The organism is Candidatus Kosakonia sp. 282A-S69 (assembly GCF_029433855.1).
GTDB lineage: Bacteria > Pseudomonadota > Gammaproteobacteria > Enterobacterales > Enterobacteriaceae > Kosakonia > Kosakonia cowanii_A.
Genome location: NZ_JAROAU010000003.1, coordinates 2,495,565 through 2,516,811, shown reverse-complemented (window position 1 = coordinate 2,516,811; position 21,247 = coordinate 2,495,565). Strand labels below are relative to the sequence as shown.

Here is a 21,247-nt window from a genome sequence, read left to right as displayed (position 1 = left end):
AATTAAAAAGTTTTAGGTTTACGAGTCTACACCGAATAACGATTTAATCACACTTTTGGAGAGGCCAGATGGCTCACCACACACATTGGACACTGTCGCAAGTCACTGCTTTATTTGAAAAACCCCTGCTGGATCTGCTGTTTGAAGCGCAGCAAATCCACCGCCAGCATTTTGACCCGCGCCAGGTGCAGGTCAGCACGCTACTGTCGATCAAAACCGGTGCCTGCCCGGAAGATTGCAAATATTGCCCGCAAAGCGCGCGCTACAAAACGGGCCTTGAGTCAGAGCGGCTGATGGAGGTGGAGCAGGTGCTGGAGTCGGCGCGCAAAGCTAAGCTGGCCGGTTCAACGCGCTTCTGCATGGGTGCGGCGTGGAAAAACCCGAACGACCGCGATATGCCCTACCTCGAGCAGATGGTGGAAGGGGTGAAAGCGATGGGGCTGGAAGCCTGCATGACCCTCGGCACCCTTAATGAGAGCCAGGCGCAGCGTCTGGCCCACGCCGGGCTTGATTACTACAACCACAACCTCGACACCTCGCCGGAGTTCTACGGCAACATCATCACCACCCGTACCTATCAGGAGCGTCTCGATACGCTGGATAAAGTGCGCGAGGCCGGGATCAAAGTCTGCTCCGGCGGCATCGTCGGGCTGGGTGAAACCGTCACCGATCGCGCCGGGCTGCTGATGCAGCTCGCCAACCTGCCGACACCGCCAGAGAGCGTGCCGATCAACATGCTGGTGAAGGTGAAAGGCACGCCGCTGGCGGATAACGACGATGTCGATGCCTTTGACTTTATTCGCACTATCGCCGTGGCGCGCATCATGATGCCCACCTCCTATGTTCGCCTCTCGGCAGGGCGCGAGCAGATGAACGAGCAGACCCAGGCGATGTGCTTTATGGCGGGCGCGAACTCCATCTTCTACGGTTGCAAACTGCTCACCACACCGAACCCGGAAGAGGACAAAGATCTGCTCCTCTTCCAGAAACTGGGGCTGAATCCGCAGCAGACCCAGGTGTTGAATGGCGATAACGAGCAGCAGCAGGAGATTGAGCAGCAGTTGCTCCACGCCGACACCGAACAGTACTACAACGCGGCGACCCTATGAGCTGGCAGCAGCGAATCGAAGCCGCGCTCAGCGAACGCCGCGCGGCAGATGCCCTGCGCTGCCGCATCACCGTTGAGCAGGGTGCCGGACGCTGGTTAACCCTCAATGGCGAGCGCTTCTGCAACTTCGCCAGCAATGATTACCTCGGCTTGAGCCAGCATCCGCAGGTGATTGCCGGCTGGCAGCAGGGCGCGACGCAGTATGGCGTCGGCAGCGGTGGCTCGGGCCATGTTGTCGGTCATACGGCTGCGCATCATCGACTTGAGAGCGAGCTGGCGCAGTGGCTCGGTTACGAGCGCGCGCTGCTCTTTATCTCCGGTTTTGCCGCCAATCAGGCCACCATTGCGGCGCTCACCGGAAAAGAGGATCGTATCGTCGCCGACAAGCTGAGCCACGCTTCTCTGCTGGAAGCGGCTGCCCTCAGCCCGGCGCAGCTGCGCCGTTTTGCCCATAACGATGTCGGGCAGCTGGCGAACCTGTTGAGCAAACCGCTCAGTGGTCAGCAGCTGGTGGTCACTGAAGGTGTCTTCAGCATGGATGGCGACTGCGCGCCGCTGGCGGCGATTGCCGACACCACGCACCACGCAAAAGCGTGGCTGATGGTGGATGATGCCCACGGCATCGGCGTGCTCGGCGAGCAGGGTCGTGGCAGCTGCCATCTGCAGGGGGTGAAGCCCGAGATTCTGGTGGTCACCTTCGGCAAAGGTTTCGGCGTCAGCGGCGCGGCGGTGCTCTGCTGCGAAGCGGTTGCCGACTACCTGGTGCAGTTCGCCCGCCATCTCATCTACAGCACCGCGATGCCGCCTGCGCAGGCGGTGGCGCTCAGTGCGGCGCTTGATGTGATCCGCTCCGCTGAAGGCGATGCGCGGCGCGCGCAGCTGGCGGCGCTGATTGACCGTTTCCGTAACGGCGTGCGCGGGCTGGATCTGCAAGTGACGGATGCTAACAGCGCCATTCAGCCGTTGATTGTTGGTGACAACAGGCGTGCGCTGCATCTCGCCCAGCGCCTGCGCCAGCAGGGACTCTTTGCAACCGCCATTCGCCCGCCCACGGTGCCGCCCGGCACGGCGCGTTTGCGCCTGACCCTAACCGCCGCGCATCAGCCAGAAGATATCGACAGGTTGCTGGAGGCGCTGCATGGCGGTGAATAAACAGGCGGTGGCCGCCGCCTTTGGTCGCGCTGCCCAGAGCTACGCGCGACACGATGAGTTACAGCGACTCAGCGCCGACTGTCTGCTGGCGCAACTGGGCGAGATAGCGCCTGTGCGGGTGATTGATGCTGGCTGCGGGCCGGGGGCGATGAGCCGCTACTGGCGCGCGCAAGGCTGCGACGTCACGGCACTGGATCTCTCACCGGGGATGCTGGCAGAAGCCCGCCAGCAGCAGAGCGCCGCGCGCTACATCACCGGGGATATCGAAGCGCTGCCGCTGGCGGATGCCACTTTTTCACTGGCATGGAGCAACCTCGCGGTGCAGTGGTGCGACGATCTGCGCCAGGCGGTTAGCGAACTGCGGCGCGTTACTGAACCGGGCGGCTACATCGCCTTCACCACGCTGGCAGATGGCTCGTTACCGGAGCTGAATCAGGCCTGGCGCGCGCTGGACACCCTTCCCCACGCCAATCGCTTTTTGCCCGCGGCAGAGATTGAGCAGGCGCTGGGCGGCTGGCCGCTGCGCTGCGGTACTGAAACGGTGACCCTCTGGTTTGCCGATGCTGCCAGCGCCCTGCGATCGCTTAAAGGGATTGGCGCGACCCACCTGCATGCTGGTCGCCAGCAGGGGCTGACGCGCGGCAAATTGCAGCGGCTACAGCAGGCCTGGCCGCAACAGCAGGGCAAGTTCCCGCTGACCTATCAACTTTTTTGGGGAGTGATGACCCGTGACTGAACGCTATTTTGTGACCGGTACGGATACCGAAGTGGGTAAAACCGTGGCGAGCTGCGCATTGTTGCAGGCGGCGAACCTGCGCGGGCTGCGCAGCGCGGGCTATAAACCGGTCGCCTCCGGCAGCGAGATGACGCCTGACGGGCTACGTAACAGCGATGCGCTGGCGTTGCAGCGCCACAGCAGTTTGCTGCTCACCTATAAAGCGGTTAACCCCTACACCTTTGCCGAGCCGACCTCGCCGCACATTGTCAGCGCCGATCTGCATGAACCGATAGAAGCGGATGTGATGTCGGCCGGTTTACGCCAACTGGAGCAGCAGGCCGACTGGCTGCTGGTGGAAGGGGCAGGGGGCTGGTTTACGCCGCTCTCGCCGACGCTGACCTTTGCCGACTGGGCCACCTCAGAGCGCCTGCCGGTGATTCTGGTGGTGGGCGTCAAGCTTGGCTGCATCAATCACGCGATGTTGACCGCGCAGGCGGTGCAGCAGGCAGGGCTGAGGCTGGCAGGCTGGATCGCTAATGACGTGGTCAAGCCGGGTAAACGCCATCAGGAGTATATGGCGACGCTGCGCCGCCTGCTGCCTGCGCCGCTGATCGGTGAGATCCCGTGGCTGGCGGATGCGCCGGAAACCGCCGCAACCGGCCACTATCTCGATCTCAGCGTACTGACTCCGGCGACAACCAGTGCGCCAGCAGCGGATCATCTAACTCTCTGATATCGCCCCCGGCCACGCGCCGCCCGCGGTGCAGCAGGCAGAAACGATCCGCCACCCGGCGGATCAGCGACAGCTGCTGCTCCGCCAGTAAGATCGACATGCCAAACTCCTGATTGAGCCGCACGATCAAATTCCCCAGTTTATGGATAAACGCCTGGCCGAGGCCGCGCGTCGGTTCATCAAGGATCAACAATCGCGGGCGCGTAACCAGCGCCCGCGCCATCGACAGCTGTTGCTGGTTATCCTCCGACAATGCCGCGCCGCGTTGCTGGCGTAGCCCATACAGCTCCGGGAAGAGGTCGAAGATCTCGCGACTTAAGTTATGGCTTGCGTCACCGGCGGCGCGCATCGCCACATGCAGGTTCTCCTCCACCGTCAGCTGCGAAAAGATGCGCCTGTCCTGCGGCACATAGCCGATACCCACCGCGCTGCGGTGCTCGGCCTGTAGGGTGAGCAGATCGCGCGGCGGTGCGCCCGCATCCTGCCAGATCATGCTACCGCTCTCCACCGGCAGGTAGCCGGTAATGCAGTTCACCAGCGTGGTTTTTCCCATACCCGGCAGCCCGACCAGCGAGGTGCAGAGGCCGGGGGCTAACTCCAGATCGATATCCCATAACGTATGTTGGTCGCCGTAATAGTGGTTCACCGCATGTAAGCTCAACATGATCCGCTCCTTGTTCCCATCAGGTATGACTGCTTTCACTACGGTCAACTGCAAAAGGCTTGCCAGAACGCGAAAAGGGCTTTTTTTTCGGAGACGGCTGAGAATGCGTGCGAAAAAAACGTGATGGTGCGCAAACCCAGGTAAAAATTCTGCACTTTGCCAGTGCTTACCGCAGCGGCTGGTGGTGCAACGGGTGGTGAAATTGTGAGAATGATCCCATGCGGATCCTGCGCATCGTTATCTGAAAATTGCCGAAAAGAGTCGATAAAAAAATTTTCCCTCCCCCTTTTCACCCCCCAGGGGGAGTTTGGCGAGTGGCGGGGTACACGGGCTGGGGGCAGTTATCCACTATTCCTGTGGATAACCTTGTGCATTAGAGTTAGAAAACGTGCGGCAAGCGAGAGGCGGCGCGGCTTGCGCATGAATTGGTGCGAAACCCGTCTTTTAAATATTTTCTTTTTTTATCAAATGGTTGAATAAAATCAATGGCTGTAAGAAAAGTGTCACCGGCTGCCACAAAAGCGTCAAACATCACCTTGACAAATGTTAAAAGGGCAAAAGTTCTGGGGATAACCTTTAACACGCGGTTAAATCGCTTATCGATCGCGCAATCGCAGCCACAATGCGATGTTTTACTCTACGGTAGATGAGATCGGTTTACCCGCCACTGTTTTTTCATCCAGTATCTTCGGTTGGCAAAAATGCGCATGGTGAGTAAACTGTCTTACCTGCCCCACTCCTCATCAGGTGCCATTCATGAGTAAACCGTTCAAACTGAATTCCGCTTTTCGCCCCTCCGGCGATCAGCCTGAAGCAATCCGTCGCCTCAAGGAAGGGCTGGAAGACGGGCTCGCGCACCAGACGTTGCTCGGGGTAACCGGTTCAGGGAAGACGTTCACCGTGGCCAATGTGATTGCCGATCTGCAGCGCCCGACAATGGTGCTGGCACCTAACAAGACACTGGCGGCACAGCTCTATGGCGAGATGAAAGAGTTCTTCCCGGATAACGCGGTGGAGTATTTCGTCTCCTACTACGACTACTATCAGCCGGAAGCCTATGTCCCAAGCTCGGACACCTTCATTGAGAAGGACGCGTCGGTCAACGAACATATCGAGCAGATGCGTCTCTCTGCCACCAAAGCGCTGCTGGAGCGGCGTGATGTGGTGGTAGTGGCGTCGGTCTCCGCCATCTACGGTCTGGGCGATCCCGATCTCTACCTGAAGATGATGCTGCACCTCACCAATGGCATGATCATCGATCAGCGCGCGATCCTGCGCCGGCTGGCGGAGTTGCAGTACACCCGTAACGACCAGGCGTTCCAGCGCGGCACCTTCCGCGTGCGCGGCGAAGTGATTGATATCTTCCCGGCAGAGTCGGACGATCTGGCGCTGCGCGTTGAGCTGTTCGACGAAGAGGTTGAGCGTCTGTCGCTCTTCGATCCGCTGACCGGCCATATCGAATCCGTTATTCAGCGTTTTACCATCTACCCGAAAACGCACTACGTCACCCCCCGCGAGCGCATCGTGCAGGCAATGGAAGAGATCAAAGTTGAGCTGGCAGAGCGGCGGAAGTTTCTGCTGGAGAACAATAAGCTGCTGGAAGAGCAGCGTATTACCCAGCGCACACAGTTTGACCTCGAGATGATGAACGAGCTGGGCTACTGCTCCGGCATCGAGAACTACTCACGCTATCTCTCCGGGCGCGGGCCCGGCGAAGCGCCGCCGACGCTGTTTGACTATCTGCCCGCCGACGGGCTGCTGGTGATCGATGAATCCCACGTGACTATCCCGCAAATCGGCGGCATGTACCGCGGCGACCGGGCGCGTAAAGAGACGCTGGTGGAGTATGGTTTTCGCTTGCCGTCAGCGCTCGATAACCGCCCGATGAAGTTTGAAGAGTTTGAAGCGCTGGCACCGCAGACCATCTATGTCTCTGCGACGCCGGGCAACTACGAGCTGGAGAAATCGGGCGAAGAGGTGATCGATCAGGTGGTGCGCCCGACTGGCCTGCTGGATCCGGTTATCGAGGTGCGCCCGGTAGCCACCCAGGTTGACGATCTGCTCTCCGAGATCCGCAAGCGCGTCGAGATCAACGAGCGCGTGCTGGTGACTACGCTGACCAAACGCATGGCGGAAGATCTGACCGAATATCTGGTCGAGCACGGCGCGAAGGTGCGCTATCTGCACTCCGATATCGACACCGTCGAGCGTATGGAGATTATCCGCGACCTGCGCCTTGGTGAGTTCGATGTGCTGGTCGGCATCAACTTGCTGCGTGAGGGGCTGGATATGCCGGAAGTGTCGCTGGTCGCCATTCTCGATGCGGATAAAGAGGGCTTCCTGCGCTCCGAACGATCGCTCATCCAGACCATTGGCCGTGCGGCGCGTAACGTCAACGGCAAAGCGATCCTCTACGGCGATAAGATCACGCCGTCGATGGCGAAAGCGATTGGCGAAACGGAGCGCCGCCGCGAGAAACAGCAGAAATACAACGAAGAGCACGGCATTACGCCGCAGGGGCTCAACAAGAAAGTGGTGGATATTCTGGCGCTTGGCGAAGGGCTGGCGAAAACCAAAGCCAAAGGGCGCGGCAAGTCCCGCTCGCCGGTGCAGGCCGACGCACCTGAGCTGGGCCTGACGCCGAAAGCGCTGCAACAGAAAATTCATGAGCTGGAAGGGCAGATGATGCAGCATGCGCAGAATCTGGAGTTTGAAGAGGCGGCGAAGGTGCGCGATCAGCTCCATCAACTGCGCGAGCTGTTTATTGTCGCCTCTTAATGTTGACTTAACATAGCCCTGTCACACTCTCCTCAGTTTTTGTCGAGGAGAGTGTGATGCAACAAGTTACCGTTCGTGAGTGTTTTGCTGTGGCCTTTGTGCTGGCAGTGGTGGTTGGCTTTACCCATTACTGGCTGCTGAGCTACTGAGACTTCCCCGCTCGGGCGCACTGAATTTAACCCACGCCCGCACCCCATTTTGCGTCAGCCGATTGTGCAGGAAAAACTGCGCCTCATGCAGTTGCGCGATGCGCGTGACGATACTTAAGCCGAGACCGGCGCCGCCGTAACGGCTGTCCATCCTGACAAACGCTTTGCTCAGCTCGCCGCTGCGGCTCTCATCAATCCCTTGCCCCTCATCTTCTACCGCCAGCACCGGCGTTTCCGCCTGCTCCAGCCGCACGGTAATCGTACTGCCGACCGGGCTGTAACGATGGGCATTCTCCACCAGATTACGCACCAGCAGCCGCAGCAAGGTGGCATCGCCCGCTACCGCCATCCCTTCGCCCTCAACCGGCATTACCAGGCGCTGATCGCGCGCCGCCAGCATGGTACGCAGCTCCTCTTCCATCGGCAGCACCACATCGCGTAACAGGGTCACTTGTTGATATGTACCGGCAGAGAACGATTGCCCCACGCGCGCCAGCAGCAGCAACTGGGCGATATTTTCCGTCATCTGATCGAGGCGCTGCACCAGCGGCTCGACCTGCATACCGCTGCTTTTGGCCATCAGTTCAAGGTGCAGACGTAGCCCGGCGAGCGGTGTACGCAGCTCATGAGCAACATCAGCGGTAAAGAGCCGCTCGCGATCGAGGGTTAACGTCAGGCGCGAGACCAGATCGTTAATCGCGGAGGTGACCGCCTCCACTTCGCTGACGCTCTGATCGAGGATGATAGGCTGCAAGTTGTTCGGCGTGCGCTTATTCAGCTCCTGCTGAAGCTCCGAGAGCGGGCGGGTGATCGCTTTCACCGCCTGCATGCAGAGCAGCAGCGCAAGCCCGATAATCAGCAGGCTTGGCACCAGCAGGCTCGCCACCGCTTCGCGCACCTCATGCTCAATATGTTTACGGTTGTTGTGGTTGTGGATCGCCGTCTGCACCAGCAGTTGGATCTGCTCTTCACTCTCGTGCCAGAGCCAGAAGACGCTGACCAGCTGGCAGAAGAGCAGAATGCCGCCAATGGTCAGCAGCAGCCGGCGGCGCAGGCTCCAGTGACGAAAGTCGAACATTCCCATCACGCAAAGCGCTCTTGCGGCGACACCAGCATATAGCCAAAGCCGCGCACGGTGCGGATGCGCGACTTGCCAATCTTGTCGCGCAGATTGTGGATATGCACTTCCAGCGTATTGGTGGAGGGCTCGTTATCCCAGTTGTAAATATCGTTGTAGAGGATTTCGCGATGCACCGGGCTTTCGGCTTTCAGCATCAGGCGCGATAAGAGCGCGTACTCTTTTGGCGTCAGCTCCAGCAGTTGCCCCTCCAGCCACGCCTGGCGGCGGGTGACGTTCAACGTCAGGTTGCCGTGAACAATCTCGTTATCGCCCTGATTGTTATGACGGCGCAGCAGCGCGCGAATGCGGGCGTTAAGCTCATCAAGTGCAAAGGGTTTGACCAGGTAATCATCCGCGCCGGTATCAAGCCCCGCCACGCGATCGTCGAGGGTATCGCGGGCGGTAAGGATCAGCACCGGCAGGGTATATTTCTCTTTACGCAGCCTGTTGAGCAGATGCAGACCATCTTCATCAGGCAGGCCGAGATCGAGCACAATCAGGCTGTAGTGACCTCCCGCCAGGCAGAGCGCCGCTTCATGGGCGGTCGAGACACCATCGCAGGCGTAGCCTTCACTCTGCATCGCGAGGATCAGCCCCTGTTGCAGCAGCGCATCATCTTCAATCACCAGAATTTTCATTTCACCTGCTCCCGGCACGGCGTGAGAATATCGTCTTCAGGATGGTAGACCGTGGTGCTGACGCCCAGTATACCTAACATGGTCGGGAAGAGGTTATCCTGCGAGTAGGCCTTCTCCCGCGCATTTTTCGCGACACACTGGCTGTTAATGCCGTAGCGCGTCTGGTAATCCGGCGAGAGCCAGATCAGCAGCGGCACATGTTTCTGCGTGGCGGGCGCGATGGAGTAGGGCAGCCCGTGCAGGTAAACGCCATTTTCACCCAGTGATTCGCCATGATCGGAGAGGTAGACCAGGCTGGTGGTAAACCTCTCCTGTTTTGATTGCAGTAATTTAATCGCTTTATCAACAATATAGTCGACATAGACGATGGTGTTGTCATAGGTGTTCACCAGCTGCTCGCGGGAGCAGGTCTGGATCTCATTGGTGTCGCAGGTCGGGGTAAATTTCCGCATCTGCGCCGGGTAGCGGTTGTAGTAGGTTGGGCCGTGGCTGCCAATGGTGTGCAGCACAATCAGCCCGTCGCCCGGAAGTTGATCGATATAGCGGGCCAGATCGCGGAACAGGATCTCATCCTGGCACTCGCCCTTAATGCAGTAATCCGCCAGGTTCAGCTGCGTCATATCCTGATGCGGCACCCGGTCGCAGGCCCCTTTACAGCCGCCGTCGTTCTCATTCCACAGCACCTGAATTCCGGCGCGCTGCACCACATCAAGCAACCCCTCCTGGTGATGCGCCAGCTGATCGTCATAGTGGGCGCGCGTCATGCCGGAGAACATGCAGGGCACGGAGACCGCCGTTGCAGTGCCGCACGAAGTCGTGTTGGGAAAGTAGATAACATTATCCTGCTTCAGCAGCGGGTTAGTGTCGCGACCATATCCGCCGAGAGAGAAGTTATCCCCGCGCGAGGTTTCGCCCAGCACCAGAATGGTGAGGTTTTTACGCGCGCCGCGCTTCATCTGCGCAAGCTGATGGGCATCTTCTCCGATGCGCACCAGCGGCAGGTTATCCATGCGGTTATGGACATACCAGGAGAGCGAGGCAGCAATGGCGTTCGACGGGCCAAGGGACTTCACCAGCTCTTTGTTGTTGCGAAACAGCGAGGCGTAATCTTTATAAAACGGCACCGCCACGGCAACGATCATCAGTGCGGAGATCGCCACGCTGAGCAGGCGCAGCATTATGCCGCGCAGCCGTGGGCGGGCCGGTTTGATCTTGATCCACCAGGCGATGATCACCGGAAGCAGAGCGGTCAGCACCAGCGTCATGACCATTTTGCCCGACACCAGGGCGAAGCTCTCCGCCGCGGTGGTATCGAGAATATTAGTGATCATCGAGCGGTCGATAATCACGCCGAAGGTGGAGATAAAGTACTGCGCAGCGGCGCAGACCAGAATAAACAGGCTCAGCAGCAGCCGGTCGAGGCGCAGAAACGATGCCAGCGTCAGTACAATGTTGATCACGCTAAAGGCCACCAGCGGCATGGTGAGGAACACCAGGGCGTTATGCAGCGAGTCGACCGGCAGCAGATGAAACGCCTGGCGGTAAAAGACAATATTGAGCACCAGCGCGATATAGAGCGCCGCAAGCGTGAGCAGTGAGAGGCGGCTTAAAGAGGGCCGGTGAAGCGAAAGCGTGCGCATAGCCAAATTCCAGAATGAGAATAGCGCTATGCTGACAGTGGATTTTTAAGACAACCTTAAGAAATTAAGCAAAGGCTTTGACGGGGCTGAGTCTGCCCCGTCCGCGCGTCAGCCAAGCTGCTGCACCGCTCTCTCCAGGGCGTTGCGCAGCAGGACCCGGTCGTGACGATAGGGGATATCGCTCGCCTCCAGCTCCTCCTGAATAATCAGCCGGTCTGTGACCGAACTGGCGTCCACTTTTGGTCCCACCACCGCCGCGTCGATAATGCGCTTGCCGATGTACTGCTCCATGGTCGAGAGCTTATCCGCCAGCGTCAGACCAGCAGCAGCGGGGCTGAGCTCTTTTCCGAGGTTACCGATATAGACCACCGGCGCAGGCGTGCGGCGTAGCGCCTGGGCTAACTCATCGAGCAGCAGTAGCGGCAGCAGGCTGGTGTAGAAACTGCCGGGGCCAATCAGGATCAGATCCGCTTCAGCAATCGCCTGCACCGCTTCGCGGGTGGCGTGGACTTTCGGCGACAGCATCAGCTCCTGCACCGGCGCATGCAGTTGGTCGATATTGACCTCGCCATACACCACGTTGCCTTCGCTGTCCGTGGCCATCAAATCGACCGGCTGCTCGGACATCGGGATTAAGAAGGCATCCACTTTCAATAAATTGCGAATTAAGTTGATGGCTTCCAGCGGGCGCACGCTGAGGTGATCAAGCGCCTTTAACATCAGGTTTCCGAGGTTATGGCCCGAAAGCTCGCCATTGCCGCTAAAACGGTACTCAAACATCGCCGAGGCGACGCTCGGTTCGGTAATTAACTGGTTGAGGCAGTTGCGCATATCGCCCCAGGCGATGCCGCCTTCGGAGCGGCGAATACGTCCGGTGGAGCCGCCGTTATCGGTAGTGGTGACAATGCCGGTGAGGCGCGATCCCAGTGAGGCAAGCGAAGACATCACCCGCCCAAGACCATGCCCGCCGCCGAGCGCGACAACGCGATCCAGGTCGGCGAGGGTGCGGTTACGCATAATTGTTCCTTATGATTTTTTATCGCGCTACGTTAGCGTAAATACCACCAAAAGACGATGCCGCGTCCCGTGTAAAATGACACATATCAAAGCAAAAATGCGATTTTCGCGTACTCTGTAGCCATTGTGCACGATTATGTCGCTATGTACTGATTTATATAACGATATTCATAATGGCGAAAGCCGGGCGATCGCGCTACTATCGCCAGAGCATGTTAGCGTGCCTAACATAACCCTCCTCAATGGCTTTCGGGGTACATCCCACCGATGTAGCCCGAAAGACGGCGAGGATACTCCTCACAGCATTTCGGGTTGCATCAAGGCGGCAACTGAGCAACTCCCCGGGAGCATAGATCGCTATGTGACCGGGGGGCGCGAAGGCAGCCAACACCGATGCCGCCCGAAAGACGACGAGGATACACTCAAGCCTCTGCACCTGTGTCGCAAGATATGGTGCTTTGGCCGTAGCAGAGCGTGAGCTCTTGCTGCCAGGGTGCAGGAAGAAATGACTGCATCTCCCGTACTTGGAAAGGTGTACATGGCCTCACAACTGACTGACGCGTTCGCGCGCAAGTTCTATTACTTGCGTTTGTCGATTACCGACGTGTGCAATTTTCGTTGCACCTACTGCCTGCCGGATGGCTACAAGCCCGGCGGCGTTAATAACAACGGCTTTCTCAGCCTCGATGAAATTCGCCGCGTGACCCGCGCCTTTAGCGCGATGGGCACTGAAAAAGTGCGTCTGACGGGCGGTGAACCGTCGCTGCGCCGCGATTTCACCGACATCATCGCCGCGGTGCGGGAGAACGCCGCCATTCGCCAGATTGCCGTCACCACCAACGGTTACCGCATGGCCCGCGACGTCGCCCAGTGGCGCGACGCCGGGCTGACGGCGATCAATGTCAGCGTCGACAGCCTCGACGCTCGCCAGTTTCACGCCATTACCGGGCAGGATAAGTTTCGTCAGGTGATGGCGGGCATCGACGCCGCCTTTAGCGCCGGTTTTTCGAAGGTGAAGGTCAATACTGTGCTGATGCGCGACGTGAACCATCACCAGCTCGATACCTTCCTGGAGTGGATCCAGACGCGGCCAATCCAGCTACGCTTTATTGAACTGATGGAGACGGGGGAAGGGAGCGATCTGTTCCGCAAACATCACATCTCCGGCATGGTACTGCGCGACGAGCTGCTTAAACGCGGCTGGATCCACCAGCTGCGCCAGCGCAGCGACGGCCCGGCGCAGGTCTTCTGCCACCCGGATTACGAGGGCGAGATCGGGCTTATCATGCCCTATGAAAAAGATTTCTGCGCCAGCTGCAACCGCCTGCGCGTCTCCTCCACCGGCAAATTGCACCTCTGCCTGTTTGGCGATGGCGGCGTCGATCTGCGCGATCTGCTGCAGGCGGACGAGGAGCAGAGCAGGCTTGAAGATCGTATCGCCACGGCGCTCAGCCAGAAAAAGCAGACCCACTTCCTGCATCAGGGCAATACGGGCATTACGCAAAACCTTTCATATATCGGCGGGTAACGCCGCAAGGAGAGAGAGATGAGCCAGGTCAGCGCTGAGTTTATCCCGGTCAGGCTTGCTATTTTGACGGTTTCCAGCCGTCGCGGTGAAGAGGATGACACCTCCGGTCACTATCTGCGCGACGCCGCGCACGATGCCGGACATCAGGTGGTGGATAAAGCGATCGTCAATGAGAACCGCTACGCCATTCGCGCCCAGGTCTCAGCATGGATCGCAAGCGACGAAGTGCAGGCGGTGCTGATTAACGGCGGGACTGGCTTCACAGAAGGTGACCAGACGCCGGAAGCGCTGCTGCCGCTGTTTGACCGCGAAATTGAGGGCTTTGGCGAGCTGTTTCGCATGTTGTCCTTCGAAGAGATCGGCACCTCGACGCTGCAATCCCGGGCGCTGGCGGGCGTTGCCAACCAGACGCTGATTTTCGCCATGCCCGGCTCGACCAAAGCGTGCCGCACCGCATGGGAAAACGTCATTGAACCGCAGCTCGATGCGCGCACGCGTCCGTGTAATTTTTACTCCCATTTGAAGAAGTAAGTTATGTCGCAACTGACCCACATTAACGCCGACGGCGAAGCGCATATGGTGGATGTCTCCGCCAAAGCGGAAACCGTGCGCGAAGCGCGCGCCGAAGCCTTTGTTACCATGCTGCCAGAGACGCTGGCGATGATTGTCAACGGTAGCCATCACAAAGGCGATGTCTTCGCCACCGCGCGCATTGCCGGTATTCAGGCGGCGAAACGCACCTGGGAGCTGATCCCGCTCTGCCATCCGCTGTTGCTGAGCAAAGTGGAGGTACACCTGCAGGCGCAGCCGGAGCATAACCGCGTGCGCATTGAATCTGTCTGCCGTCTGAGCGGCAAAACCGGCGTCGAGATGGAAGCTTTAACCGCCGCCTCGGTCGCCGCGCTGACGATCTACGATATGTGCAAAGCGGTGCAGAAAGATATGGTGATTGGCCCGCTGCGTCTGCTGGCAAAAAGCGGCGGCAAATCGGGGGATTTCAGGGTGGAGAGCGATGCTTAAAGTACTCTTTTTCGCGCAGGTGCGCGAGCTGGTGGGCTGCGACACGCTCAACGTTGAGACACTTTTCCCCTCCGTCGAAGCGCTGCGCCAGCATCTTGCCGCGCAGGGCGACCGCTGGGCGCTGGCGCTGGAGGAGGGCAAACTGCTGGCGGCAGTCAATCAGACAATGGTCACTTTCGATCATCCGCTGGCAAGCGGCGATGAAGTGGCCTTTTTCCCGCCGGTGACCGGAGGCTGAGATGAGCGAAACGCGAATTTGCGTCGACCGCGCCGCGTTCAACGTCGGCAATGAGTACAGCTGGCTGGCCGGGCGCGATGAAGATGGGGCGGTGGTGACCTTTACCGGCAAAGTGCGCAACCACAATCTGGGCGACAGCGTCAGCGCCTTAACCCTGGAGCACTATCCGGGGATGACGGAGAAGTCGCTGGCCGCCATCGTTGACGAGGCGCGCAGCCGCTGGCCGCTCGGCCGGGTAAGCGTCTATCACCGCATCGGCGAACTCTGGCCGGGGGATGAGATTGTCTTTGTCGGCGTGGGGAGCGCGCACCGTAGCAGCGCCTTCGAGGCCGGGCAATTTATCATGGACTACCTGAAAACCCGCGCGCCCTTCTGGAAGCGCGAAGCGACGCCGGAGGGCGAACGCTGGGTGGAAGCGCGCGACAGCGATCGGCAGGCAGCGAAACGCTGGTAGCACGCAGGGTGCCGATTGATGTGTTAACCTTACTGCTGTGTTAACCCATCAATCAGGAGTGATTATGGATCGTTTCCCCCGTTCCGATTCCATCGTGCAGGGCAGCCGTACCGGGCTGCAAACTTATATGGCGCAGGTCTATGGCTGGATGACCTGCGGTCTGCTGTTAACCGCCTTTGTCGCATGGTACGCCGCACGCAGCGAAGCGATCATGAGCTTCGTCTTCTCCAGCCAAATCACCTTCTTCGGGCTGATTATCGCCCAGCTGGCGCTGGTGTTTGTCATCTCCGGTATGATCCATAAACTGAGCCCCGCGCTGGCGACCGGCCTGTTTATGCTCTATTCGGCGCTCACCGGCCTGACGCTCTCCAGCATTCTGCTGGTCTATACCTCGCAGTCGATTGCCGCCACCTTTGTGGTCACCGCCGGGATGTTTGGCGTGATGAGCCTTTATGGCTACACCACCAAACGCGATCTCAGCGGCTTCGGCAATATGCTCTTTATGGGGCTGATTGGTATTGTGCTCGCTTCGCTGGTCAACTTCTGGCTGAAGAGCGAGGCGCTGATGTGGGTCATCACCTATATCGGTGTGATTGTCTTTGTCGGCCTGACCGCTTATGACACGCAGAAGCTGAAAGCGATCGGTCAGCAGATTGATGTCAGCAACAGCGCAGAGCTGCGCAGATACTCGATTCTGGGTGCGTTAACGCTCTACCTCGACTTTATCAACCTGTTCCTGATGCTGCTGCGTATTTTCGGCAACCGCCGTTAAGCAACGGCGTACCTCATCCCGGCCGCGGCCGGGATTTTTTTGCGCTTTTCACGGAGGAGCGGTGAGAGTATCTGGCTGGATAGCCCCGGTGCAGCTGATGCCCGTTGAGTTACTGGTGAAAGCGTATTTGTGGCTGGCGGCGGGCGTGGCGCTCAGCGCGGCGACCGCTTTTCTCAACATATTCCAAACGCTGATAGTGTTGGTTTCATCAGGATCGTCCAGCGCGTCGCGCTAAAGCACCGTAGGCCGGATGGCGGCTACGCCTTATCCGGCCTACGGGAGTGGAGCCGCTTAAACGGTGTAATGCACCATCTGGCAATCGATAATGAACCCGCTGAAACCGCGTAGGCTGGATAAGCGCCAGCGCCATCCGGCATTCTCAACGCGGCAAATTTGCCGGATGCAGGCTTCGCCTTATCCGGCCTAAGGGAATGCAGCCGCTGGAACGGCGTTATCACCGCGGCACAATTGCCGGATGGCGGCTTTGCCTTATCCGGCCTACAAAAACGTGCTTTCAGCGACACCGGTGCGGTTTTTATCTGCAATATGGCAGCGAGGGGTTGTGTCCCCGCTGAAATCGGCGAACCGAAGCGTGAATGACAAGGTCTGGACGCCATGGATGGCGGACAGAGGCGAACCGAGACAGGGAGCGAGTCCCGTAGGGGCGAGCAAGTCGAGTCGAGCCGGCCGCAGTCAGACACGCGGGAGGTGAGCGCAGTGCGCAGCACCGATTTCCTCGCGGGGCCGCGGGGATTGACAAGGGGAGCGCGGCCGCTTCCCTTGTCCCGTTCACCGCATAAGAGATTAATGAAACTCCCGAACGCATAGTGAACGGAACCATTCCACCCATGTAGCATGGGTGCCGCCGAATATGCCGGATGGCGCGTTACACGCTTATCCGACCTACGCCGTTTCAGCGGCAATCAGTCGGCACCATCACTGCTGCGCCATTGCCTTCTCGTTTTTCGCCCGCAGCTTCCTGGCGCGACTCTCCAGCAGCAGATAACCAATCAGCGCCAGCAGCAGCGGCAGGAAGTAGTAGAGCACGCGATAGGCGAGCAGGGCGGCGATAATAATTCCCTGCGACACATGCTCGCTGGCGAGCAGGGCGATAAACACCGCCTCCAGCACGCCGATGCCCGCCGGGATATGCACAATCACCCCGGCGATACTGCTGACCAGCAGCACCCCAAGCACAAAGAAGAAGTCGGCGCGCATGCCGAGCAGGATCCAGATAATCGCCCCCATCGCAATCCAGTTAGCGCTGGAGATCACCATCTGCGCGACCGCGAATTTCCACGACGGCAGCACCAGCTTATGGCCTTTGATGGTGACGTGACGGCGCTTGGCAAACGCGCAGCCCCACAGGTACACGGCAATAATCAGCAGCAACACCACGCCGACAATGCGCAGCGTCGAGGCGTCGATATACCAGTGCGCCGGGATCTCCACCACGCCAAAGGTAAAGATCAGCCCGCCGAGCAGAATATAGCCCAGCCAGTTGGTGGTAATACTGAGCGAGAAGATGCGCGTAATGGTGCTGCCCGGCAGCCCAAGCCGCGAGTAGAGGCGATAGCGCATACCAATCCCGCCGACCCAGGTGCTGAGCGTCAGGTTAAAGGCGTAACAGATAAACGACACCAGCATCACCTGGCGCTTCGCAAGCTTATGCCCGCAGTAGGCGCGGCCCAGCAGATCGTAAAAGCCATACAGCACATAGCTGATGATCACCAGCGCCACCGCGCTCAGCAGGGCGGTACGGTTGTAATCATGAATGACCTTCCAGACATCTTCCCAGTTCACCTTCTGCGCGTAGAGCACCAGCAGAACAATAACGGCGATAAAAAAGATCACCGTGAGAATTTTTTTAGCCAACCGCCAGCGCGGATGTGATGTTGACATCAGGGTTTTGCTCCCGAGTGCTGTGCTTCGTTTCTGTCCTGGGTTTCCATCTCCGGCTGCACCGGCGGTCCCACTTCAGCAAGTTTAGGGGTATGCGCCGGCAACCAGCCGACCAGCGCCGGGAAGTGGCGTAAGAAGTGGAACACCACCACGCTTTTCCCCAGGTTCCACCAGGTGCGCTTTGGTGCCATCGACTCATCCACCTGCTTACAATCCTGCTCAATAATCTTTTGCAGATTCTCGCGCAGCGTCTGGTTGAACTCGCGATCGTGAATAATCAGGTTCGCTTCAAGGTTGAGCGACAGGCTTAACGGGTCGAGGTTGCTGGAGCCAACGGTCGCCCAGTGATCGTCCATCAGCGCCACTTTGCCGTGCAGCGGACGGCGGCGATACTCATACACCTTCACACCGCCTTTCAGCAGGTAGTTATAGAGCAGCTCCGCGCCCACTTTGACAATCGGCATATCCGGCTCGCCCTGCACAATCAGCTTAACGGTGACGCCGCGACGGGCAGCGTTACGCATCGCGTGCAAAAGACGGTAACCGGGGAAGAAGTAGGCATTGGCGATAATCACTTCCCGGCGGGCGTTGGCCAGCATCTTCAGGTAGTGGCGTTCAATATCGTCGCGGTGATCGTCATTGTCGCGCCAGACAAACAGCGCCTGCGCTTCACCCGGTTTGCGGTTCTCTTCCGGGCGGTGGCGGCGGCGCTGCCACCAGCGTTTCGCCGGGGCATTATCGGGCAGGTTTTCCAGCTCAAACTGCAGAATATCTTCGACAATCGGCCCCTCAACCCGCACCGCGTAATCCTGTTTCGCCTCGGGGCCATAATCAGAGAGATGCTCGGCCGAGTAGTTAATCCCGCCGACAAAAGCGACGCTGTTGTCGATCACCACAATTTTGCGGTGCATGCGACGAAAGACATTGGTGCGCATCCCGAGCAGCGGCGGGCGCGGATCGTAATAGCGGAAAATCACGCCCGCCGAAGTGAGAGTGCTGACAAACGACTCGCTTAAGTCGGGCGAACCGTAACCATCGAGCAGCACCTCAATACTGACGCCGCGCTGGGCGGCGCGCAGCAGCACGCCGTGCAGCTCTTTGCCGACCTTATCTTCAAACCAGATAAAGGTTTCGAGAATCACTTTCTGTTGCGCTTTTTCAATCGCATCGTAGAGCGCCGGATAGTAGTTATCACCATTTTCCAGCAACTGGATGCGATTACCGTCCCGCCAGCTACATTTCATAAATGGATCTCCGCACTCAGGGGGGCATGATCGGACAGATGACGCCAGTTGCGCAGCGGCAGCGCGGTGGGCGCACTGGCGCTGGCGTTTTTGACATAAATTCTGTCGAGGCGCAGCAGCGGCAGAGTGACCGGGAAGGTGCGCGCCGGGCGGCCATGCGCCCGGGTAAAGATCTCCTCAAGCCCGGCCTGCGCTTTAAGCGGTTGGTTCGCTTTTTGCCGCCAGTCGTTGAAATCCCCCGCCACCAGCACCGGCTCCCCTTGCGGCAGGGAGTTGACCCACTCCGCCAGCATGGCGAGCTGCGCCTGGCGGTGCGACTCTTTCAGCCCAAGATGAACACAGAGGACATGTACCGCGCCGCCATAATCGGGCGGCACAATCCGGCAGTAGAGCAGGCCGCGCTTTTCGCTGCCATCAACCGAGACGTCGAGGTTTTCGTAGTGTTCAATCGGATAGCGTGACAGCACCGCATTACCGTGGTGCCCTTCAGGATAGACCGCATTGCGCCCGTAAGCGAAGTCGCTCCACATGGTATCGGCGATAAATTCGTAGTGGGTGGTATCGGGCCAGTTCTCAACGCGCAGCGGGTGCACTTCGTGGGCACCCATCACCTCTTGCAGGCAGACGATGTCGGCGCTCACCAGGCGCACGGCATCGCGCAACTCGGGCAGAATAAAGCGCCGGTTGAAGGTGGTGAAGCCTTTGTGTGTGTTAATCGTCAGTACTTTTAATGAAAATGGTCGCGCGTGTTGGGTCATAAATCTCCTGCCAGCATCACTCTCCTGTATAGAAATAAATTGTAGTCCCTGTCACAAAAAAAGCCGGGGTTACAGAATTTTCCGTAGATCGGGGTACTCTTCTACAAGAGTAAAATGCTTGCGGAGAGATGCCATGAAGTGGCAACAACGTGTTCGTGTCGCAACCGGCCTGAGTTGCTGGCAGATTATGTTGCATTTGATGATTGTGGCGATACTGGTGATGGGCTGGATGAGCGGCAGACTGGTGCACGTGGGGCTCGGGCTATGCGTGCTTTATGGCGTCACCGTGCTGCTGATGCTCTTTTTTCAGCGCCATCATGACGCTGGCTGGCGCGGCATTGGCGACGTGCTGGAGGAGCTCACCACCACCTGGTATTTTGGCGCATCGCTTATCGCCATCTGGCTGCTCTCGCGGGTGCTGCAAAACAACTATCTGTTGGCGCTTGCCGGGCTGGCCATCCTTGGCGGCCCGGCGGTGGTCTCACTCTTAACCAAAGAGAAACGGCTAGGCCGTGTGGCGACGAAACATGGCGTACGCCGCGGTGCCCGTTGACAGGGCAATCACTATCAGCGGCCAGAGGCTTCCCCAGATAATCTCCAGACTGGCATCCTTCAGATAGATCTGCTTGGTGATATCGGTAAAGTGCCGGATTGGGTTAATCCAGGTTAACTCCTGCAGCCACACCGGCATGTTCTCCACCGGCGAAACGTACCCGGAAAGCAGGATCGCCGGCATCATAAAGACAAATACCCCGATAAACGCCTGCTGCTGTGTTTCACAAAACGACGAGATCAACAGCCCGAAACCGACCAGTGACAGACCGTAAACCAGCATCGCGAAGTAGAAGAGCAGCAGCGATCCGGCAAACGGGATCTGGTAAGCCAGAATGCCGAACAGCAGCACAATCGTCGCCTGGAACGCGGCGACAATCAGTGCCGGCACCGCTTTGCCAATAAAGATCTGCCAGGTGGCGAGCGGCGACACTAGCAGCTGATCGAAGGTGCCCTGTTCCCGCTCGCGCGCTACCGATAAGGAAGTGACAATCATCACGCCGATGGTGGTGATCATCGCCACCAACGACGGCACGATAAACCATTTGTAATCCAGATTCGGGTTGTACCAGTTGCGCACCACCAGCTCGCTGTTATTCGGCTTCGGCTGCCCGGCGAGCAGCTCCTGCTGATAATCCTTCACCACCTGCTGCAGGTAGTTGGCGGCGATCTGCGCGCTGTTGGAGTTACGCCCGTCGAGGATCAGCTGCATCTGCGCCGCTTTGCCGCTGTCGAGATCGCGGGAAAAATCCGCCGGGAAGCGCACCAGCAGCAGCGCTTTTTGCGTATCCAGCGTCGGGCGGATCTCCTGCGGGCTGTGCAGTAGCAGCACGTTGGTAAAGGCTTTGGCGCGGGCGAAGCGCTGGGTCAGCTCCACCGCGTGCCTGCCGTTATCCTCGTTATAGATAGCGATAGTGGCGTTGGTCACCTCAAGCGTGGCGGCAAACGGAAAGAGCAGCACCTGAAAAATGACCGGCAGAATCAAAATGGCGCGAGTTTGCGGCTCGCGCAGCAGAGACTGCAACTCTTTGCGGATCAGCGTCCATAAACGGTGAAACATGG

The 21,247-nt window shown here is 58.8% G+C and carries 23 protein-coding genes and 1 riboswitch; of the genes, 13 read left to right on the top strand and 10 right to left on the bottom strand.

Annotated elements, in window-relative coordinates; translation table 11 throughout:
* The first annotated feature begins 68 nt into the window (after positions 1–68).
* Genes bioB through bioD form a run of 4 tightly spaced genes read left to right on the top strand, consistent with a single transcriptional unit; the run spans position 69 to position 3,711 of the window.
* Positions 69–1,109 (top strand): biotin synthase BioB, encoded by a 1,041-nt coding sequence (gene bioB, locus PU683_RS17565; protein ID WP_277173737.1) that lies wholly within the window; start codon positions 69–71, stop codon positions 1,107–1,109.
* The gene (bioF, locus tag PU683_RS17560) at positions 1,106–2,260 is read left to right on the top strand and encodes an 8-amino-7-oxononanoate synthase (RefSeq protein ID WP_277173735.1); all 1,155 of its coding nucleotides are present in this window, start codon (positions 1,106–1,108) and stop codon (positions 2,258–2,260) included. Before bioB ends, bioF begins: the two co-directional genes overlap by 4 nt.
* Positions 2,247–2,996, top strand: coding sequence for a malonyl-ACP O-methyltransferase BioC (bioC, locus tag PU683_RS17555; RefSeq protein ID WP_277173733.1), 750 nt, complete (start codon positions 2,247–2,249; stop codon positions 2,994–2,996). Before bioF ends, bioC begins: the two co-directional genes overlap by 14 nt.
* Entirely contained in the window at positions 2,989–3,711 is a 723-nt protein-coding gene (bioD, locus tag PU683_RS17550) for a dethiobiotin synthase (protein ID WP_277173731.1), read from the top strand. The genes bioC and bioD overlap by 8 nt, the downstream gene beginning before the upstream one ends.
* Here bioD and PU683_RS17545 read toward each other — a convergent pair.
* Together PU683_RS17545 and PU683_RS17540 are read right to left on the bottom strand one after the other, a co-directional pair.
* Positions 3,653–4,375, bottom strand: a complete 723-nt coding sequence (locus PU683_RS17545) for an ABC transporter ATP-binding protein (protein WP_277173729.1) — start codon at positions 4,373–4,375, stop codon at positions 3,653–3,655. The genes bioD and PU683_RS17545 overlap by 59 nt on opposite strands.
* Positions 4,376–4,754: 379 nt before the next feature.
* Positions 4,755–4,958 (bottom strand): hypothetical protein, encoded by a 204-nt coding sequence (locus PU683_RS17540; protein ID WP_277173727.1) that lies wholly within the window; start codon positions 4,956–4,958, stop codon positions 4,755–4,757.
* A gap of 173 nt (positions 4,959–5,131) precedes the next feature.
* Here PU683_RS17540 and uvrB point away from each other — a divergent pair, with 173 nt between their 5' ends.
* Complete coding sequence (gene uvrB, locus PU683_RS17535) at positions 5,132–7,153, top strand: excinuclease ABC subunit UvrB (RefSeq protein WP_277173725.1); 2,022 nt, start codon at positions 5,132–5,134, stop codon at positions 7,151–7,153.
* A gap of 120 nt (positions 7,154–7,273) precedes the next feature.
* On the opposite strand, the gene pmrB is transcribed toward uvrB, so the two are convergent.
* The 4 genes from pmrB to yvcK all read right to left on the bottom strand — a co-directional run bounded on the left by pmrB (position 7,274) and on the right by yvcK (position 11,717).
* Complete coding sequence (gene pmrB, locus PU683_RS17530; protein WP_277174323.1) at positions 7,274–8,386, bottom strand: two-component system sensor histidine kinase PmrB; 1,113 nt, start codon at positions 8,384–8,386, stop codon at positions 7,274–7,276.
* Positions 8,386–9,060 (bottom strand): two-component system response regulator PmrA, encoded by a 675-nt coding sequence (pmrA, locus tag PU683_RS17525; protein WP_277173723.1) that lies wholly within the window; start codon positions 9,058–9,060, stop codon positions 8,386–8,388. Before pmrA ends, pmrB begins: the two co-directional genes overlap by 1 nt.
* Entirely contained in the window at positions 9,057–10,700 is a 1,644-nt protein-coding gene (gene eptA / locus PU683_RS17520; protein WP_277173721.1) for a phosphoethanolamine transferase EptA, read from the bottom strand. The genes pmrA and eptA overlap by 4 nt, the downstream gene beginning before the upstream one ends.
* A gap of 108 nt (positions 10,701–10,808) precedes the next feature.
* Positions 10,809–11,717 (bottom strand): uridine diphosphate-N-acetylglucosamine-binding protein YvcK, encoded by a 909-nt coding sequence (yvcK, locus tag PU683_RS17515; RefSeq protein WP_277173718.1) that lies wholly within the window; start codon positions 11,715–11,717, stop codon positions 10,809–10,811.
* A gap of 407 nt (positions 11,718–12,124) precedes the next feature.
* Positions 12,125–12,268, top strand: a riboswitch (molybdenum cofactor riboswitch).
* Between yvcK and moaA the strand changes: the two genes are divergently transcribed.
* The 7 genes from moaA (at position 12,256) to PU683_RS17480 (ending at position 15,964) form a co-directional block, all read left to right on the top strand.
* Positions 12,256–13,245, top strand: a complete 990-nt coding sequence (gene moaA, locus PU683_RS17510) for a GTP 3',8-cyclase MoaA (protein ID WP_277173716.1) — start codon at positions 12,256–12,258, stop codon at positions 13,243–13,245. Its footprint overlaps the riboswitch before it by 13 nt.
* An 18-nt stretch (positions 13,246–13,263) precedes the next feature.
* Positions 13,264–13,776: a molybdenum cofactor biosynthesis protein B gene (gene moaB, locus PU683_RS17505; protein WP_277173714.1), complete on the top strand. Its 513-nt coding sequence runs from the start codon at positions 13,264–13,266 to the stop codon at positions 13,774–13,776.
* Between the two features lie 3 nt (positions 13,777–13,779).
* Positions 13,780–14,265: a cyclic pyranopterin monophosphate synthase MoaC gene (gene moaC / locus PU683_RS17500; protein ID WP_277173712.1), complete on the top strand. Its 486-nt coding sequence runs from the start codon at positions 13,780–13,782 to the stop codon at positions 14,263–14,265.
* Positions 14,258–14,503, top strand: coding sequence for a molybdopterin synthase sulfur carrier subunit (moaD, locus tag PU683_RS17495; protein WP_277173710.1), 246 nt, complete (start codon positions 14,258–14,260; stop codon positions 14,501–14,503). The genes moaC and moaD overlap by 8 nt, the downstream gene beginning before the upstream one ends.
* Before the next feature lies 1 nt (position 14,504).
* Positions 14,505–14,957 carry a molybdopterin synthase catalytic subunit MoaE gene (moaE, locus tag PU683_RS17490; RefSeq protein WP_277173708.1) on the top strand — a complete coding sequence of 151 codons (453 nt, stop codon included), beginning with the start codon at positions 14,505–14,507 and terminating at the stop codon, positions 14,955–14,957.
* A 64-nt stretch (positions 14,958–15,021) separates the two neighbouring features.
* A complete protein-coding gene (locus tag PU683_RS17485; protein WP_277173706.1) occupies positions 15,022–15,729 on the top strand; it encodes a Bax inhibitor-1/YccA family protein in 708 nt (235 codons plus the stop codon).
* 61 nt (positions 15,730–15,790) lie between these two features.
* Complete coding sequence (locus PU683_RS17480; protein WP_277173704.1) at positions 15,791–15,964, top strand: hypothetical protein; 174 nt, start codon at positions 15,791–15,793, stop codon at positions 15,962–15,964.
* A 701-nt stretch (positions 15,965–16,665) separates the two neighbouring features.
* Here PU683_RS17480 and PU683_RS17475 read toward each other — a convergent pair.
* The 3 genes from PU683_RS17475 to PU683_RS17465 are packed head-to-tail and all read right to left on the bottom strand — an operon-like array spanning position 16,666 to position 19,633.
* Positions 16,666–17,631: a lysylphosphatidylglycerol synthase domain-containing protein gene (locus PU683_RS17475; protein ID WP_277173702.1), complete on the bottom strand. Its 966-nt coding sequence runs from the start codon at positions 17,629–17,631 to the stop codon at positions 16,666–16,668.
* On the bottom strand, positions 17,631–18,875 hold the full coding sequence (gene clsB, locus PU683_RS17470) for a cardiolipin synthase ClsB (RefSeq protein WP_277173700.1): 1,245 nt from the start codon (positions 18,873–18,875) through the stop codon (positions 17,631–17,633). The genes PU683_RS17475 and clsB overlap by 1 nt, the downstream gene beginning before the upstream one ends.
* The gene (locus PU683_RS17465; RefSeq protein WP_277173698.1) at positions 18,872–19,633 is read right to left on the bottom strand and encodes an endonuclease/exonuclease/phosphatase family protein; all 762 of its coding nucleotides are present in this window, start codon (positions 19,631–19,633) and stop codon (positions 18,872–18,874) included. Before PU683_RS17465 ends, clsB begins: the two co-directional genes overlap by 4 nt.
* 133 nt (positions 19,634–19,766) lie before the next feature.
* Between PU683_RS17465 and PU683_RS17460 the strand changes: the two genes are divergently transcribed.
* Positions 19,767–20,186, top strand: a complete 420-nt coding sequence (locus tag PU683_RS17460; protein WP_277173696.1) for a YbhQ family protein — start codon at positions 19,767–19,769, stop codon at positions 20,184–20,186.
* Here the strand turns inward: PU683_RS17460 and PU683_RS17455 are convergent.
* On the bottom strand, positions 20,139–21,245 hold the full coding sequence (locus tag PU683_RS17455; protein ID WP_277173694.1) for an ABC transporter permease: 1,107 nt from the start codon (positions 21,243–21,245) through the stop codon (positions 20,139–20,141). The genes PU683_RS17460 and PU683_RS17455 overlap by 48 nt on opposite strands.
* Positions 21,246–21,247: the final 2 nt, after the last annotated feature.